Origin of the sequence: Pseudomonas sp. yb_2, assembly GCF_043103905.1 — a bacterium.
GTDB classification, from domain to species: Bacteria; Pseudomonadota; Gammaproteobacteria; order Pseudomonadales; family Pseudomonadaceae; genus Aquipseudomonas; species Aquipseudomonas alloputida.
In genome coordinates this window covers 1-14,672 of sequence record NZ_JBICKH010000080.1, presented here as the reverse complement: position 1 = coordinate 14,672, position 14,672 = coordinate 1, and the positions used below count along the sequence as shown (strand labels likewise).

At 55.7% G+C, this 14,672-nt stretch carries 14 protein-coding genes and 1 pseudogene; 9 read left to right on the top strand and 6 right to left on the bottom strand.

Annotated elements, in window-relative coordinates:
- Positions 1-17: 17 nt before the first annotated feature.
- From ACF8FB_RS22330 to ACF8FB_RS22320, 3 genes are all read right to left on the bottom strand, one after another.
- Positions 18-1,685, bottom strand: coding sequence for an FMN-binding glutamate synthase family protein (locus tag ACF8FB_RS22330; protein WP_392512025.1), 1,668 nt, complete (start codon positions 1,683-1,685; stop codon positions 18-20).
- 149 nt (positions 1,686-1,834) lie between these two features.
- On the bottom strand, positions 1,835-3,202 hold the full coding sequence (locus ACF8FB_RS22325) for an ATP-binding protein (RefSeq protein WP_392512023.1): 1,368 nt from the start codon (positions 3,200-3,202) through the stop codon (positions 1,835-1,837).
- Between the two features lies 1 nt (position 3,203).
- Positions 3,204-3,923, bottom strand: a complete 720-nt coding sequence (locus ACF8FB_RS22320) for a response regulator (RefSeq protein ID WP_108191480.1) — start codon at positions 3,921-3,923, stop codon at positions 3,204-3,206.
- Between the two features lie 140 nt (positions 3,924-4,063).
- On the opposite strand from ACF8FB_RS22320, the gene ACF8FB_RS22315 reads away from it, so the two are divergent.
- Complete coding sequence (locus tag ACF8FB_RS22315) at positions 4,064-6,361, top strand: TonB-dependent siderophore receptor (protein WP_392512021.1); 2,298 nt, start codon at positions 4,064-4,066, stop codon at positions 6,359-6,361.
- A gap of 149 nt (positions 6,362-6,510) precedes the next feature.
- On the opposite strand, the gene ACF8FB_RS22310 is transcribed toward ACF8FB_RS22315, so the two are convergent.
- Positions 6,511-6,717 (bottom strand): DUF3079 domain-containing protein, encoded by a 207-nt coding sequence (locus ACF8FB_RS22310; RefSeq protein WP_392512019.1) that lies wholly within the window; start codon positions 6,715-6,717, stop codon positions 6,511-6,513.
- A gap of 183 nt (positions 6,718-6,900) precedes the next feature.
- Between ACF8FB_RS22310 and ACF8FB_RS22305 the strand changes: the two genes are divergently transcribed.
- From ACF8FB_RS22305 to ACF8FB_RS22270, 8 genes are all read left to right on the top strand, one after another.
- Entirely contained in the window at positions 6,901-8,508 is a 1,608-nt protein-coding gene (locus ACF8FB_RS22305; RefSeq protein ID WP_392512017.1) for a diguanylate cyclase domain-containing protein, read from the top strand.
- A gap of 107 nt (positions 8,509-8,615) precedes the next feature.
- The gene (locus tag ACF8FB_RS22300) at positions 8,616-8,780 is read left to right on the top strand and encodes a DUF4160 domain-containing protein (protein WP_392512015.1); all 165 of its coding nucleotides are present in this window, start codon (positions 8,616-8,618) and stop codon (positions 8,778-8,780) included.
- A 50-nt stretch (positions 8,781-8,830) separates the two neighbouring features.
- The gene (locus ACF8FB_RS22295) at positions 8,831-9,283 is read left to right on the top strand and encodes a DUF2442 domain-containing protein (protein ID WP_392512013.1); all 453 of its coding nucleotides are present in this window, start codon (positions 8,831-8,833) and stop codon (positions 9,281-9,283) included.
- Positions 9,284-9,891: 608 nt separating this feature from the next.
- Positions 9,892-11,181, top strand: coding sequence for a nucleotidyltransferase (locus tag ACF8FB_RS22290; protein WP_392512011.1), 1,290 nt, complete (start codon positions 9,892-9,894; stop codon positions 11,179-11,181).
- A 6-nt stretch (positions 11,182-11,187) separates the two neighbouring features.
- Entirely contained in the window at positions 11,188-11,865 is a 678-nt protein-coding gene (locus ACF8FB_RS22285; protein ID WP_392512009.1) for an SLATT domain-containing protein, read from the top strand.
- A gap of 37 nt (positions 11,866-11,902) precedes the next feature.
- Positions 11,903-12,451: a hypothetical protein gene (locus ACF8FB_RS22280; RefSeq protein WP_392512007.1), complete on the top strand. Its 549-nt coding sequence runs from the start codon at positions 11,903-11,905 to the stop codon at positions 12,449-12,451.
- Between the two features lie 75 nt (positions 12,452-12,526).
- On the top strand, positions 12,527-13,408 hold the full coding sequence (locus tag ACF8FB_RS22275) for a hypothetical protein (protein WP_392512005.1): 882 nt from the start codon (positions 12,527-12,529) through the stop codon (positions 13,406-13,408).
- The gene (locus tag ACF8FB_RS22270) at positions 13,386-13,967 is read left to right on the top strand and encodes an SLATT domain-containing protein (protein ID WP_027615943.1); all 582 of its coding nucleotides are present in this window, start codon (positions 13,386-13,388) and stop codon (positions 13,965-13,967) included. Before ACF8FB_RS22275 ends, ACF8FB_RS22270 begins: the two co-directional genes overlap by 23 nt.
- A gap of 85 nt (positions 13,968-14,052) precedes the next feature.
- Here the strand turns inward: ACF8FB_RS22270 and ACF8FB_RS22265 are convergent, their stop codons facing one another.
- Positions 14,053-14,340 carry a hypothetical protein gene (locus tag ACF8FB_RS22265; protein WP_081741901.1) on the bottom strand — a complete coding sequence of 96 codons (288 nt, stop codon included), beginning with the start codon at positions 14,338-14,340 and terminating at the stop codon, positions 14,053-14,055.
- Positions 14,337-14,672: pseudogene (locus ACF8FB_RS22260) on the bottom strand (integrase); the annotation flags it as partial. The gene ACF8FB_RS22265 and the pseudogene ACF8FB_RS22260, both read right to left, overlap by 4 nt.

Genomic DNA, 14,672 nt, shown 5'->3' with positions numbered 1-14,672 from the left:
TATCGAACAGCCCCGGCCTATGCCGGGGCTGTTTCTTTTCGGCGAACGGTTACTGTTTGAGCCGGCGCTGGGCTTACGGTCTCCGGTGCAAAGCTGTCGCTACGCGCCATCCGCCACATCCGCGCATAAAACTCGCTTTCGATCGAGCCACTGAGTAACTCACCTGGTTTGAGGAATGTGTGCAAGTCTGAAAACAACCCGATTTCGCTGGGGCTGACGCGCCGTGCCAGGTGTTTGGGCTTGAGCTCCGAAGGGTGCTCCAGGCCTGCGGCAGCCAGCATCTCGGCCAGAGCGTGCAGTGTGTTGCGGTGGAAGCTGGCTACCCGCTCGGCCTTGTCTGGCACCACCAGAGCGCGCTGGCGCAGAGGGTCTTGGGTCGCCACGCCGGTCGGGCACTTGTTGGTGTGGCAGCTCTGCGACTGAATGCAGCCAATGGCAAACATGAAACCGCGTGCCGAATTGACCCAGTCAGCGCCGATGGCCAATACGCTGGCAATGTCGAAGGCGCTGACGATCTTGCCCGCCGCGCCAATGCGGATGCTGGAGCGCAGGTTCAGGCCGACCAACGTGTTGTGCACGAACATCAGGCCTTCGCGCATCGGCACGCCCATGTTGTCGCTGAACTCGCGAGGTGCCGCGCCGGTGCCGCCTTCCTTGCCGTCGACAACGATGAAGTCAGGGGTGATGCCGGTGGCGAGCATGGCCTTGGCAATGCCCATGAATTCCCAAGGGTGGCCCAGGCAGAACTTGAAGCCAACGGGCTTGCCACCCGAAAGCTCGCGCAGGCCGGCTACGAACTGCAGCAGCTCGACCGGTGTGCGGAAGGCGCTGTGCGCCGCCGGCGAAATGCAGTCCTCGCCTGCGCGTACGCCACGGGTCTCGGCAATTTCGGGGCTGACCTTGTGCCCCGGTAAAATGCCGCCGTGGCCAGGCTTGGCGCCCTGGCTGAGCTTGATCTCGATCATCTTCACCTGTGCCGAGCGGGCCTGTTCGGCGAAGCGCTGTGGATCGAAACGACCGTCCTCGGTGCGGCAGCCGAAGTAGCCGCTGCCAATTTCCCAGATCAGATCGCCGCCGTGTTCACGATGGTACGGGCTGATGCTGCCTTCGCCAGTGTCATGGGCAAACCGGCCCATGCGCGCGCCGCGGTTGAGCGCGGCGATGGCGTTGGCGCTGAGGGCGCCGAAACTCATCGCCGAGATGTTGAAGATCGAGGCCGAGTAGGGCATTCGGCATTGCGGCCCGCCGATGGCAATGCGGAACGATGCAGGGTCTGGCGTGGCCACCGGTACCATGGAATGGCTGATGAATTCGAAACCAGGTTTGTAGGCGTCGTTGAGCGTGCCGAACGCTTTCTCGGCGCTTTCGTTCTTGGCGCGGGCGTAGACCAGCGAGCGTTGCGAGCGGGAGAACGGCAGCTTGTCGTCGTCACCTTCGATCAGGTACTGGCGGATTTCCGGGCGGATGGTTTCGATCAGGTAACGGATATTGCCCAGGATCGGGTAGTTGCGTCGCACCGCATGGTGGCTTTGGCGCAGGTCATTCAGACCGACCAGGCTGAGCAGCGCGGTGATCAGCGTTACCGGCCACAGCCAGGCGTGTTGGGCCAGCAGGGGCAGGCTGGCGAAAGTGAAGACAAGGCAGAGTACGAGGCAGGCGTAGCGGCTGGGAAGAGAGTGTTTCATGGGTCCATCGCAGGCAGGATGACCGGGCCTAGGATAGGCAAACGCAGGGGACGGAAAACCTGGGTAATCGGTAAAAGTCTGTTACCTGATTGCGAATTCCCTGGCCTGCGCAGTCCTATGGTGTGGGGCTGCTCCCACAGAAGATCGCGTTAGCCAGGCAGCAGTATGCTGACCCGCAATCCACCGCTCTCACGGTTCGACAATATCAGCTCACCCCCATGGCTGGCGGCGATCCGCTGGGCAATGCTCAGCCCCAGCCCATATCCGCCGGATGCCTGGTTACGCGATCCCTCACCGCGCACGAACGGGTCGGTGATGGTCGGCAGCAGCGCTGGCGAAATGCCTGGTCCACGGTCGTCGATGTGGATGAACACTCCTGTGGTGGTCCGCTCCAGCGTGACAGAAACATCCTTGGCATAACGCAACGCATTGACCAACAAGTTCTGCAGGCAGCGCTGCAGCAGCAGGGCATCCCCCCGCAGGCTGTTCACCCGGCCGTGCACCGGCAGTGGTTCCTGGTCAGTCGCCAGGTCCGCACACTGGCGCGTCACCAGCCGGTCCAGGTCCACCTGCTGCAAGTTCTGCTGCTCTCCGGCACGCAGGTAATCCAGAACCTGACCGATCATATTGTCCATCTGCGTGATGTTCTGCTGCAGGCGCTGGCGGTGTTCGTCATCGGGTAAGCGCTCCAGTCGCAGGCGCATGCGGGTCAGTGGGGTGCGCAGGTCATGAGACACGGCGGCCAGGAAGTAGGCCTTGTCGTTGACCATGGCAATCAGCCGCTGCTGCATCGCGTTGAACGCCTGCGCCGCCTGGCGCACTTCCTCCGGACCATCCAGCGCCAGGGGAGGCTGCTCGAGGTTGCTGCCCAGGCCGCGTGCGGCATCGGCCAGGCGCCGCAACGGGCGCAGGCACAGGCGCACGGCAACCAGGCACACCAGCAACACCGCGACGATGCGCAGCGCATACACCCGCAGCAGGTAATCGCTGATCAGCACCCAGGCCGACTCGCCGCTCCAGCCCTGCAGTTCCTGGCCCGCAACGGTCAGCCAGTGGCCATCGGCCAGCGGCACCGCGAACTGGATATGCGCCTGGGCCGTGCGCAGGCCGAACAGGCTGCGCCAGACGATCGGCTGGCCCAGTTCGTCGGTGAGTTGCACGTTCATCAGGCGCACGTCCTGGGCATGCCCCAGCTCGTACTTCAGGGCCTGCTGCAACAACAGCTCGACCCGCCTGTGCCCGCGGCGCTCGTCATGCTCTTGCGCAGGCAGGCTTTCGACGCAGTGAAGCTGGTAGTGGGCTGGCGCCTGCAGCGTACCGCCGTGGCAGTCGGCCTGGGCAATCAGGGGGGCGCTGCGTGCAGCAACCAGTCGCACGGGCACCTCTAGCGCCTGAGCGAAACGCACATCGAACCAGATGCTGCTCGACATCAACTGGATCACCAGCGTGCCACTGACCATGATCAGCAGCAGTTGACCAAACAAGGTGCGGGGCCATAGCCGGTGAAACCAGCGCATGTCAGGCACCGGCCGCGAGGGGGGCGAGACTCAGCAGGTAGCCTTCGTTGCGGATGGTCAGGATTTGCGCGGTGCCCGCCGGCGCCCGGCGCAGCTGCTGGCGCAGGCGGCTGACACACATGTCCACCGAACGGTCGTCGGGCAGGTGATCGCGGCCGAACGCGCTGCGGGTCAGTTGGTCACGGGAGACCACTCGGTTGTTGGCTTCCAGCAGTTCGCGCAGCACGCGGTAGTCGGAGCGCGGCAGGGTCAGGGTCTCGCCATCCGGGCGGGTGAGCAGGCGCTTGACGTGTTCCAGGCGAAAGCCTGCGAACAGCTGGGCGTCCACCATAGGTTCTTCGGCAGAGGTGCCCAGGCGTTGCGGACGACGCAGTACGGCTTTGATCCGGGCGATCAGTTCGCGTGGTTCGAAGGGCTTGGCCAGATAGTCGTCGGCGCCTACTTCCAGACCGATGATGCGGTCCAGCGTGCTGCCCTTGGCTGACAGCATGATCACTGCCAACCCAGGTGTGGCCTGCAACTGCCTGCACAGGCTAAGGCCGTCCTCACCCGGCAGCATCAGGTCGAGCACCACCAGCTCCACTTTGTGCCGGGCCAGCTGGTCACGCATCTGTTGACCGTCTGCTGCCGCCAGCACGTTGTAGCCGGCATCGGTCAGGTAATCACAAAGAAGTTCGCGGATCTCGTCGTCATCATCGACAACCAGCAGGGTCGTGCTCATGCAGAAAAACACCTGTTAGGTGAGGGCCGGCGGCGCTCGTTACGTTCAATTACATCCCCGTACATGTCGGGTCTGGAGCCCGGAGGGCTGATCCCTAGAATCCTAACAAAAAATCATCTGCAAATACGAAGCCTTCCCAAATGAATCCCCAAAGCATCACGCCAGTGTTCATCCCCTTCAGTCAAAGTGGCAATTGCCTCAAGCCGCTGGCCTTCTGCGTCGCCGTCGCCATCAGCGGTGGTGCAGTGGCTGCCGACGGTAAAGCCCTTGAACTCGACGCCACACAGATCGAAGACAGCGCAGTACTGCCTGCCGACGATGCCGGCCAGTTGGGCTATACGGTCGAGAGCACCCGCAGCTCCACTGGCCTGGCACTGACACCACGGCAGACGCCGCAATCGGTTACCACCATCACCCGCCAGCAGATGGATGACCGCGACATCCACACCATCGAGCAGGCATTGGAAACCGCCCCAGGCGTAACGGCCAACAAGTCCGAGGTGGGTGGGCGCACCGACTACCGCGCGCGTGGTTACTCGATCAGCAACTGGAAGGTTGATGGCCTGCAGACCCAGGGCGGCTCCGATTTCAGTGGCAGCGGCAATGCGCTGAACATGGACCTGTACGAACGCATCGACATCGTGCGCGGCGCCAACGGCCTGCTGGGCGGCACCGGCGACCCCTCGGCCACCGTCAACCTGATCCGCAAGGCACCGACCAAAACCTTCGGCGGCAGCGCTTATGCCACTTATGGCAGCTGGGACAAGCGTCGTCTGGGTGCTGACTTGAACCTGCCGCTGTCCGAAGATGGCCGCCTGCGTTCGCGCTTCGTGATGTCCCAGCAGGATGCCAACTCGTTCCGCGACAACCAGTCCGAACGTTCCCGCGCCGCGTTGGCCAATTTCGAGTTCGACCTGGACGACGCCACCACCCTGGGCGCCGGTTACCAGTATGAGTACAACAAGGTTGTGGGTGGCGGCTGGGGCGCGAACATCCCGATCTGGTACCGCGACGGCAGCAAGACCGACTTGCCGCGCAGCACCAACCTGGTGCCCAGCTGGAGCTTTGGCGAGTACACCACCCGCACTGCGTTCGGTTCGCTCGAGCATCGCTTCGACAACGACTGGACCCTGGACCTGAAAGCCGCCCAGGCCACCACCGAAGCCCTGAACCATCGCGGCCTTGCCAAGGTGAATTCGGCCGGGCGCGGCAGCTACGGCGGCTATTGGGACCAGGACGGCAGCGGCGCAGTACTGAATGGTTTGCACAGCTCCAGCGACACCACCCAGCAGTCGGCGCAGATCGACCTGTCTGGCCCGTTCCAGCTGTTCGGCCGCACCCACCAGGCGATGGTCGGCTACAACGACAGCCGCACCGTCGGCTGGTCGCCCCAGTACACCTGCACCATGGTCGGCGACGGCATGACCAGCGCGCCTGCACTGGGTTGCCAGTTCCGCGCCAACAACGGCTTCCCGGTGACCGACTGGCACAATGGCGTGGATGACGACTACGACCTCATTGCCTCGCGCACCGGCCTTCACAGCAAGACCACCACCCGCCTGCAGGGCATGTACGCCGCCACCCGCCTGAGCATCACCGACCCATTGTCGGTGATCGTTGGCGTGCGCACCAGCAACTATTCCTCGGTCACCCGCAGCGTAGCCGGCGAGCGCAGCAGCCAGGAAGAAAACGGCATCGTCACCCCTTACCTGGGCGCGGTGTATGACCTCAATGTCAACTACTCGGTATACGCCAGCTACACCGATATCTTCACGCCGCAAACGTCTGAAACCAGCAGCGGCAGCAAGGTCGAGCCGATTCGTGGGCAAAGCTACGAGACAGGTATCAAGGGTGAGTGGTTCGATGGCCGCCTGAACGCCTCGGCGGCGTACTTCCGCACCAAGCAGGAAAACAAGGCCGTGTTGGACGGCGACCTGACCACCCCGACTGGCGGCAGCGCCTACAAGGCCGGCTCCGGGCAGGAAACCGATGGTATCGACCTGGAAGTCGCAGGCGCCCTGACCCCCAACTGGAACGTCTACGCCGGTTACACCTACCTGCACTTTCGCCGCGTCGACAGCGACGGCCGCAGCGACCCGTCGCACTTGTTCAAGGCCTCCACCACCTACCGCCTGAGCGGCCCGCTCGACCGCCTGACCCTGGGCGCCGGCGTGACTGCGCAGACCAACATCCGCGCCATCTCCAGCCCTGCTGGCCAGCCTACTAACGGTGTGAGCAATGGTGCCACTGACGTGAACTGGTCCGGTTATGCCATCTGGAATGCCATGGCCAAGTACCAGCTGACCGACGACACCAGCGTCAGCCTCCACGCCAACAACCTGTTCGACAAGCACTACTACAGCCAGTACGGGTTCTATGCCGGGGCGATTTATGGCGACCCGCGTAACCTGTCGTTGACGGTAAGCACCGCGTTCTGATCAAGCCCTTCCACAAGGCCTGGCGCTGTACCTGTAGGAGCGGGTTCACCCGCGAACACCGGCGCAGCCGGTGCCTGCAACCGCATCGCCAGCTTCGCGGGCACGCCCGCTCCCACAGAACCAGCGCTGGGCCGCCAAGCGGCCCTTTCTTACTTGGGCTCTGCCGCTTGCCCTGGATCAACCGGCTTCTCCAACTGGCCCTCGAAGCTATCCCAATCCTCGCCAAACAGCTCCACCGGATGCATGGTCCGGTCTGCGCCATTGCCACAGGCTAGCGCCTTGGCAGGGCAGTACAGGTCGCAACCCCAGCAGATACGCTCGGGGTGGCGAGGGTTTGTGGGGAATCTCTTGGCCATGCTCATCCTCCCTCAGGGCTGCCTGTTCTGAACGTAAACCCCTCGCCCAGCCCGCCGTTTGACCGCCATCAATCCATTGGCGATCAACTGAGGTGAATGTCTTACAATCTAGCGAGCCTCGCCTTGGCGGGGTATCGCAGGGTCGATGATGCACATTGCTGTATCGCAAAAGGAGTTGCTTTGGTGCCCCATTCAACCGGTAAGCGCGGCGTGAGTTACGATCCGTCGCAACGGCGGCAGCGCAGGGACATTCCATCCATCGTGCGTCGGGTGACGCTGGGCGTTGTGGTCGTCTGGTTGGTACTTGTGGCAAGCCTGGGCGGGTGGATAGTGCAGCGCCTTACAGCAGAAGAACTCGACAACCTGGCGGCAGGCACCGAATACGAGGCTCAGATTACGGGGCGTGTGGTAGACCGCCTGTTCACCGAGATGGCCAGCGTGGCCAACATGGTGGCCCGTCAAAGCGAGGTGATCCAACTCGCTGCCCGATATCGCCATGATCCGCCCGGTTTCGCGGCACTCACGCGTGAGGAGCGCGCTTCGAAGTTCACCCGTGACCCGCTGGTGCGAAGCGTGGGTGATTTCATGGATAGATTGGCCAGTGATCTTCACTATGCCCGTATCTACATGAACAACCTCTCACACGATACGGTGACGGCCAGCAACTGGGCGGAGTCATTCAGCATCGTTGGCCAGATCTATACGGGCAGGGCCTACCTCCTCGACGCATTGCGCACTGGCAGTGGTGAAATGTTCGGCATTGCCCGCCTGAACAAAACCCCCTCCTATTTCGTAGCCAGCCGCATCGACGATGCTGACGGCAAGCCACTCGGCTCTGTCACGGTCAAGTTCGATGCCCCGGACATCGCCCTTTACCTGACAGGGCGTCACATTGCCTTGATTGTGAACCGTCAGGGCCGTGTGACCACCGCTTCCAGCGAACCCTTCATGCTGCGTAACGTGGCGGCACTGCTCCCGCCCGATATTCGCAGGCCTCTGGATGGCGACGAAGAGCCGGGCGAGCCCATGGATATCCGCGCTGTGGCAGCCGCGGCTCAGGCCAATCAATGGCTCATTGACGGGCACCCTTATCTGGTGCATCGCCAGCCCCTGAACGACGCGCAATATCAGCTGCTGACGCTGGCAAAGCTTGATCACCTGCAGCCGATGCGTCAGCAGTACTACTGGACCGGCGCCTCTGTGGCAGCGCTCGGGTTGATCTTGATCTTGCTCTCCAGCCGTGTGGCCGGGCAGATGCTATTGCACCGCCAGGAAGAACGCTATGCAGCCAACTATGACGCGCTGACCGGGTTAAAGAACCGGCGTGCGATCCTGGCTGCCTTGCATCGGCATTTCGCGTTGGCGAAGCGAACGGGGCAGGGGGTGCTGGTGGCATTTATCGACCTCGACGAATTCAAGGCGATCAACGACACCTACGGGCACGAGGTGGGGGACAAGTTCCTGATCGAAGGCAGCCGGCGCTTGCAGGGCGGGTTGCGGGCAACGGATGAACTTGGGCGCTGGGGTGGTGACGAGTTCGTTGTGATCGGCTTGACCGCTTCGGTCCACCCGGACGAAATGGCCAAAACTGCCGCAGCGATGCGCAGACGGCTGGTGCCGCTGCTGATTGGTAGCTACGAGTTTGACGATTGCCGGTTCGATTATGCGGGTGCGAGTTTTGGTATTACGAGTGTTGATCCCGCTGCGACTTCGCTGCAGGCCGCGCTTAAAGCGGCGGATCAGTTGATGTATGCCGATAAAGAGGTGCGGCGGGGGTTGCGGACGGTTTGAGGGGGGTGCGGGCGGGCATAACGGCACCCACCTTTCGGTGAGAGTTCTCTGGGTAACTTCACAGCCGGTCGGTTACCGTATCGCCAAATTGGCGATACGATCATGCCATGTCTACCAAATACCGATTTCGCGACAAGTACCACATCGAGCCAAGGGAAAGGGATCATCTACCACCCCACGTTCACCTTACGGGCGGTGGGGTGGATGTGGTGATCAGTCTGGAATCTGTGACTGTTAGCCAAGGCAGGGCACCTGCGAAAGTGGTGCAATAAGCCCTGGCCTGGGTCGCGGCCCATCAGGCCGATTTGTAGGAGTGGATGAAATGGCATCGATGAAACGTCCCCGTCTGAAGGGGGTACAGCCCCGATCGGGCGCCAGCCTTGAGCTTACCTTTACCAGTGGTCAGCATTTCACCCTGGATATGAGCGATGCGCTCAAGACGTATCCTGGGTTGGCGCCACTGTCCAAGCGAAAAGCGTTTGAAGGCGTCGTATTGGGCGACGGAGGATGGTCGGTGGAGTGGCCAGCGCTGGATATTCAGATTGGTGCGGACACCCTGCTACTGGATGCGCTTGCCCAAAACGCACCTGATGAAAACACCCGAGTTTTCATTCGCTGGCGCTTGCGGCACCGGATGACGCTCGACCAGGCTGCTGAAGCGCTGGGAGTCAGCGCCCGCAGCATCAGCCGCTACAGCAGTGGTCGTGAAGCGGTACCACGCACATTGGCGCTGGCATGCCTGGGGTGGGAGAGCTTGGAGCAAAGAGCCGCCTGATAGGGCTTTCTGACGCTTGTGGGAGGGCTGAGGTTTCGCTGTTCCGGTCTGAGATTGCCAGGGCCGCTTTGCGGCCCATCGCGGCGCAAGCCTGCTCCCACAGCAGACGCGACTTACTGGCGAATCCACTTCTCTGCGCGACGTTGGAGAACAGGCGGAACGCAAACCATCACGGAGGGGGGTGCCGGAACACCTTTGGGAACGCCGTAGCTGAAAGCCGAAAAGGCCCACCTTTCGGTGAGCCCTTTTTTTTACTGCGTAGGGTGCGGCACCAGGAGTCGAATCGTAACCTAACCGATTGTTTTTTAATGAATTAATACTGATGGTTCGTGATGGTACCTCATAAAATACCCGCAGCCTTTATTCCATCTTGGCGCAGTGGTTTGTAGCGCAGTCCTCGTAATATCCAACGCCATACCTATACAGAGTCAGAAAAGCTCTAATTGGCGCGCCGAGCGGTGGTGGCCGTGATTCCTTGGAGCTTTAAGATTTTCGTAAGGGAGTAATTAGCCTCTACACAGCCCTTTTGCACGTCTGCATATAAAGAAATAGACACGATGATGGCCATTCAGTAGCATTCGGCCAAGGCCTAAATTCAGGGATGAAAAATGAGCATTGCAGATAAATTTAAAAACTTTTTGGATAATATAAAAGTATCCAACGATGAACAGATCAGTAGTCGATATGGTGAAATAACTCTAGCGCTAAATAAAGAGTTTAGGGATTCTGAATCCAGTACAGCTAATAATCTTCGGGTCGGATCCTACGGTAGATGGACAGCGATTAAGGGGATTTCTGATTTAGATATGCTCTATATTATGCCTGCTGGAAAGTGGCAGGATTATAAAGATGGCGGGCAATCTAAACTTCTGCAGGATACAAAGAATGCTATAAAAGCCCGATATCCAAGGACTGATATTTTCGTAGATAGCCCTGTGGTGAGGGTGTTGTATATAAACTTCCATGTGGAGGTGCAGCCCGTATTTAAACAAGATGATGGGAGTTATCTATATCCAGATACAAGAAATGGAGGAAGCTGGAAAACCACAAAGCCCCGTGAAGAAATGGATGCCATGAAAGCGGTTAATGAGGATTATAATCATAACCTCCGCCGACTTTGCAAAATGGCTAGAGCATGGAAAAATAAACACGGTGTAGGTATGGGCGGGTTACTAATCGACACACTAGCTCATAATTTTATCAAATCGAATGATGACTACAAAGAAAAAAGCTATCTCTACTATGATTGGATGAGTAGGGACTTTTTTAAGTTTTTGGCAGATCAGCCTGATAAAGAGTACTATGCCGCTCTTGGAAGTGGGCAACGTGTTAAGGTTAAAGAAAAGTTTCAAAAGGCTGCAGGTAAAGCCTATGACTTATGCTTGAAGGCTATTGAAGATAACGGTAAAGATACAGAAAATGCAAAGTGGCAAAAAATCTATGGACGCCAATTTCCTGCAGCTGTTGTCGTGGAGAAGGCGGAGGCTAGTACTTATGAACAGGATTATAGACGTACAGAAGAGTTCGTAGAGGATAGTTATTCTATTGATGTTCGAGCTAAGCTTAGAATCGACTGCGAGGTAACGCAGAATGGGTATCGCCCAGACTCACTTCGCAACATGCTATTGAACAGATTCAAGCTCAGCCCCAAAAAGACTTTGAAGTTCTACATCGTGGAAAATGACACGGCGGGTGACTACGAAGTGTATTGGAAGGTCTTGAATCGAGGTGATGAAGCGAAACGTAGAGATTGTGTTCGTGGGCAGATTGTCCAAGATTCTGGTTTGAGGAAGATAGAAGAACATACTAGTTTTTCTGGCGACCACATTGTAGAGTGCTACATAGTAAAAAACAATGTGGTCGTTGCAAAAGATAGAATTCATGTCCCTATTGAGTAAGCAAATATGAATAAGGACGCTCTATTAAAGATTATCGCAGATACTGGATATAATGTTGGCTTCGGCGGTAGAAAACATTGGGCAACATTCGACATAGTAGATAAGGTTCCTGGTCTTATCAGCTTTTTCTCTATGGCTATTGGTATATTTGCACTGATTTGGGATGAGTTAGGAACAAAAATCCCGTCAGCGTCATTGCTAGTGTTAGGTGTGATTGGCTTATATATTTCATTTTATGACCACAAGAAAAAAGAATATGAAATAACGGCGATAAAACTAACGCGTATATACGAGTCTCTAAGGGATTTGTATAGAGAAGTTGAAGCGCTAGGCGGCGAGCCTCTCATGCCTTACCGTGAAAGGCTTTCAGTGTTGAAAGATGAGTACTATAGTGCTGCCATTAGTAAACAGATTTTGTTTAGCGACTGGTATGCCCATTACAAATTCTTCTGGCAATATCAGATAGATTGGGTCGATGAGAAAAAGCATTTTCGGCTGTTGAGGGATAAGATACCACTGTCATTTATGTTCTGGTGTGTTGTAGTAGTGCTGGCTCTATTGGTTGTAGTATTTAGATCGAATCTGCTTTTGCTTTGTATGAATGTTGGTTCGTACGGAATTTATACATTAATCGTGGCTTCTGCTGATCGTGGCTTCTGCTGGTTGTGCGAGGGTATAAGTTAATTCTAGTGGTCAAAACTGGCTTAGGTCTCGAGAGAGTATGGACGAATTTACCTTTATATCAGAGATAATTAAAGCTTTAGCTTGGCCTGGGGCAATAATCATTTTGGCTTGCCTATTGCGAAAACCATTAGTGGGGCTTGTTCCTCTAATGAGAAAGCTTAAATATAAAGAACTCGAGCTTGAGTTTTCACAAGAGGTACTTGCCTTAAAGACTGAATCACCTGTTCTGTATTCACCACAAAAAGAGGATCTATCCGCTACTACCTCCAAAGCATTGGACTTGGTGTCCCTGTCTACGCGTGCGGCAATTATGGAAGCTTGGATTGATGTTGAAACAGCGGCAGCAGAGGTTGCTAGTTCATTTTGGAGTCAGTCGCCTAGCGAAGCAGTGCGTAATTTCCCGAATTTGGGAGAGTACCTACATCAGTGCAAAGTCATCGATGATAAGCAGCTGGATATATACAGGAAACTTCGAAGCCTTCGCAACAAGGCAGCTCATGCGGAAGAGCTTAATTTAAGTGAGGAAGATGCAACGTCTTATGTCATCATGGCCTTCAATCTGGCTCGAAATATAAAGAGTAATTAGTTTGGGTGTTTAAATTTTGGCTTATTCGCTGGTGGCCCGGAAAGGTTGTATTTAAGTATTGATTAGGGGGTTCTTATGGCACTGGCAGAGTGGTTTAGCACCTTCTGTTACAATATTAGAGTGCAAGATTCAGGTACTATTCCTAGCCGTTATAAGGCCATTACTCGTCGTTTAAATACAGAGTTTTGGAATACTACGTCCGATGTTGCTCACGGACTCTATCTGGGGTCGTACGGGCGAAACACTGCGATCCAGGGTATCAGTGATCTGGATGTGCTTTTTCAACTTCCATATTCAGTTTATCAGCAGTACAACAACTATGCTGGAAACGGTCAATCCTCTCTGCTTCAGGCGGTAAAGAGGTCTATTGAGAAAACATATTCTACTACAAGTATCAGGGGCGATGGTCAGGTGATACTTGTCCCATTTACTGATGGAATAACATTCGAAGTATTGCCCGCGTTTATCAATGATGATGACAGCTTTACCTACCCCGATGCGAACGGTGGGGGATGTTGGCGGGTTACTAATCCAAAGCCAGAGATTTCTGCGATAAGGACGAGAAATGGAGTTTGCAACGGAAATCTGGTCCTACTTTGTCGAATGATGCGGTCATGGAAAAGAAAGTGGCAAGTACCAATTAGTGGTATGCTAATTGATACGCTTGCTTATCAATTTATTGATAATTGGCAGTATAAGGATAAATCGTATTTTTATTACGACTTTATGTGTCGAGACTTTTTTTACTTCATGTCAAATCAAGATAGTAGCAAGGAGTATTGGAAGGCGCCCGGAAGCGGGCAGCACGTTTACGGCAAAGGATTGTTTCAATGGAAAGCCACTAGGTGCTACAATCTTGCACGCGAGGCAATAGAACATGAACTTGCTACTCCCAAGCGTGAGTGGTCAGCGAAGCAAAAATGGAGAGAAATATTTGGAACTTCATTCCCAGACTAATGACTCTCTAGACTCAAGAGCGATCCTGGAGGGGCAATTACGCGAGTGCTATGGACGTGTTGTGTACTCTCATAAAACACATGAGAAGTGTGCAGACATCCTATTGAGCCGACTTTCCAACATCAAGTTTTGGCAGATTGTCCTATCCGCTATAACAACCGGCGGCTTTGTTGCAGCAGCGTTAGGTGGCGGTGAAACTTCAGCGATCGCCGGAATCGTTGTCTCTACAATACTGCTAATATTGAACGCCTACACAAAAAATTACGACCTCGGAGAGCTTGCTCAAAAGCATCGACAGGCAGGCGCTGATCTCTGGATTATCCGGGAAAGATATCTTTCTCTCATCACGGATCTACGAATGGGCGAGAAACCCATTGAAACTCTACAAAAGGTGAGAGATAACCTGTTGGAGCAATTGCATGCAGTTTACTCAGGTGCTCCCAGTACAACATATCAAGCTTATAAAAAGGCGCAGGAAGCGTTGAAGACACTCGAAGATATGACATTCTCAGACGCGGAGATTGATGCGTTTCTTCCGAAAGAACTTAAGAAAGGATAACAATATATTGGCAACATATTTTTCTTTCGGTATGGCTGCAGGCAGCCTAGGTCAATCGCTATTAATTGTAATGCAGAAGGTTTTGCTAACTCTTCGAAGGTTCGTTGAACTGCCACTGTTTTCCTAAGCGAAGGGTAATCAGATTTACTGTGAGGCGGTAGTAATATTTCGTCGATTTGGCGCGCCGGCCCACTTGGTAGCTTAGAAACCACGCAAGGTGTTTTCGCTGCCAGGTCCAAGGATTATCACGATACCATCGATCAGAAATCGCTTTTTGTATAGCGTTAGCTTGTTTGAGGTGGCGCCGACGCGTGGTATGAGAACCAGTCAGAATACTCGTTAGGAATAATTCCATATCGAAATTCTTGCTCATCTTCGGCCTCCTATATAAGCCGACACCACGTTTATACGACAGTGTCCCAGTTCGTGGCTGATTTGCCTCCGGGCCTCACTATCAAGGTTCTTATCTACCTGGTAACACTGGCCACTGTTGACAGGCGCGCGGTGTTGGGTTATTTGCTCATAACGCTCACATGCGAACGCCGCCCGTAACTCATGAAAGCCTTTGAGGTTGTGTGCATGCAGGATGTCCCGCGCAGGGCGGATGATTAGTTGCAGAACACTCAGGTAGCTTTCGTGTGGCGCAATCAGATTGCGGCTACCTGCAGGCGACACTTGCCGTGCAAACTCAATAGCACCTCGAAC

Excerpts from the sequence above, each read along its gene's own strand:
- ACF8FB_RS22265 (WP_081741901.1), bottom strand. The coding sequence starts at position 14,340 with ATGAGCAAGAATTTCGATATGGAATTATTCCTAACGAGTATTCTGACT.
- ACF8FB_RS22290 (WP_392512011.1), top strand. The coding sequence starts at position 9,892 with ATGAGCATTGCAGATAAATTTAAAAACTTTTTGGATAATATAAAAGTA.
- ACF8FB_RS22295 (WP_392512013.1), top strand. The coding sequence starts at position 8,831 with ATGGCATCGATGAAACGTCCCCGTCTGAAGGGGGTACAGCCCCGATCG.
- ACF8FB_RS22300 (WP_392512015.1), top strand. The coding sequence starts at position 8,616 with ATGTCTACCAAATACCGATTTCGCGACAAGTACCACATCGAGCCAAGG.
- ACF8FB_RS22310 (WP_392512019.1), bottom strand. The coding sequence starts at position 6,717 with ATGGCCAAGAGATTCCCCACAAACCCTCGCCACCCCGAGCGTATCTGC.
- ACF8FB_RS22275 (WP_392512005.1), top strand. The coding sequence starts at position 12,527 with ATGGCACTGGCAGAGTGGTTTAGCACCTTCTGTTACAATATTAGAGTG.
- ACF8FB_RS22320 (WP_108191480.1), bottom strand. The coding sequence starts at position 3,923 with ATGAGCACGACCCTGCTGGTTGTCGATGATGACGACGAGATCCGCGAA.
- ACF8FB_RS22280 (WP_392512007.1), top strand. The coding sequence starts at position 11,903 with ATGGACGAATTTACCTTTATATCAGAGATAATTAAAGCTTTAGCTTGG.
- ACF8FB_RS22285 (WP_392512009.1), top strand. The coding sequence starts at position 11,188 with ATGAATAAGGACGCTCTATTAAAGATTATCGCAGATACTGGATATAAT.
- ACF8FB_RS22325 (WP_392512023.1), bottom strand. The coding sequence starts at position 3,202 with ATGCGCTGGTTTCACCGGCTATGGCCCCGCACCTTGTTTGGTCAACTG.
- ACF8FB_RS22330 (WP_392512025.1), bottom strand. The coding sequence starts at position 1,685 with ATGAAACACTCTCTTCCCAGCCGCTACGCCTGCCTCGTACTCTGCCTT.
- ACF8FB_RS22315 (WP_392512021.1), top strand. The coding sequence starts at position 4,064 with ATGAATCCCCAAAGCATCACGCCAGTGTTCATCCCCTTCAGTCAAAGT.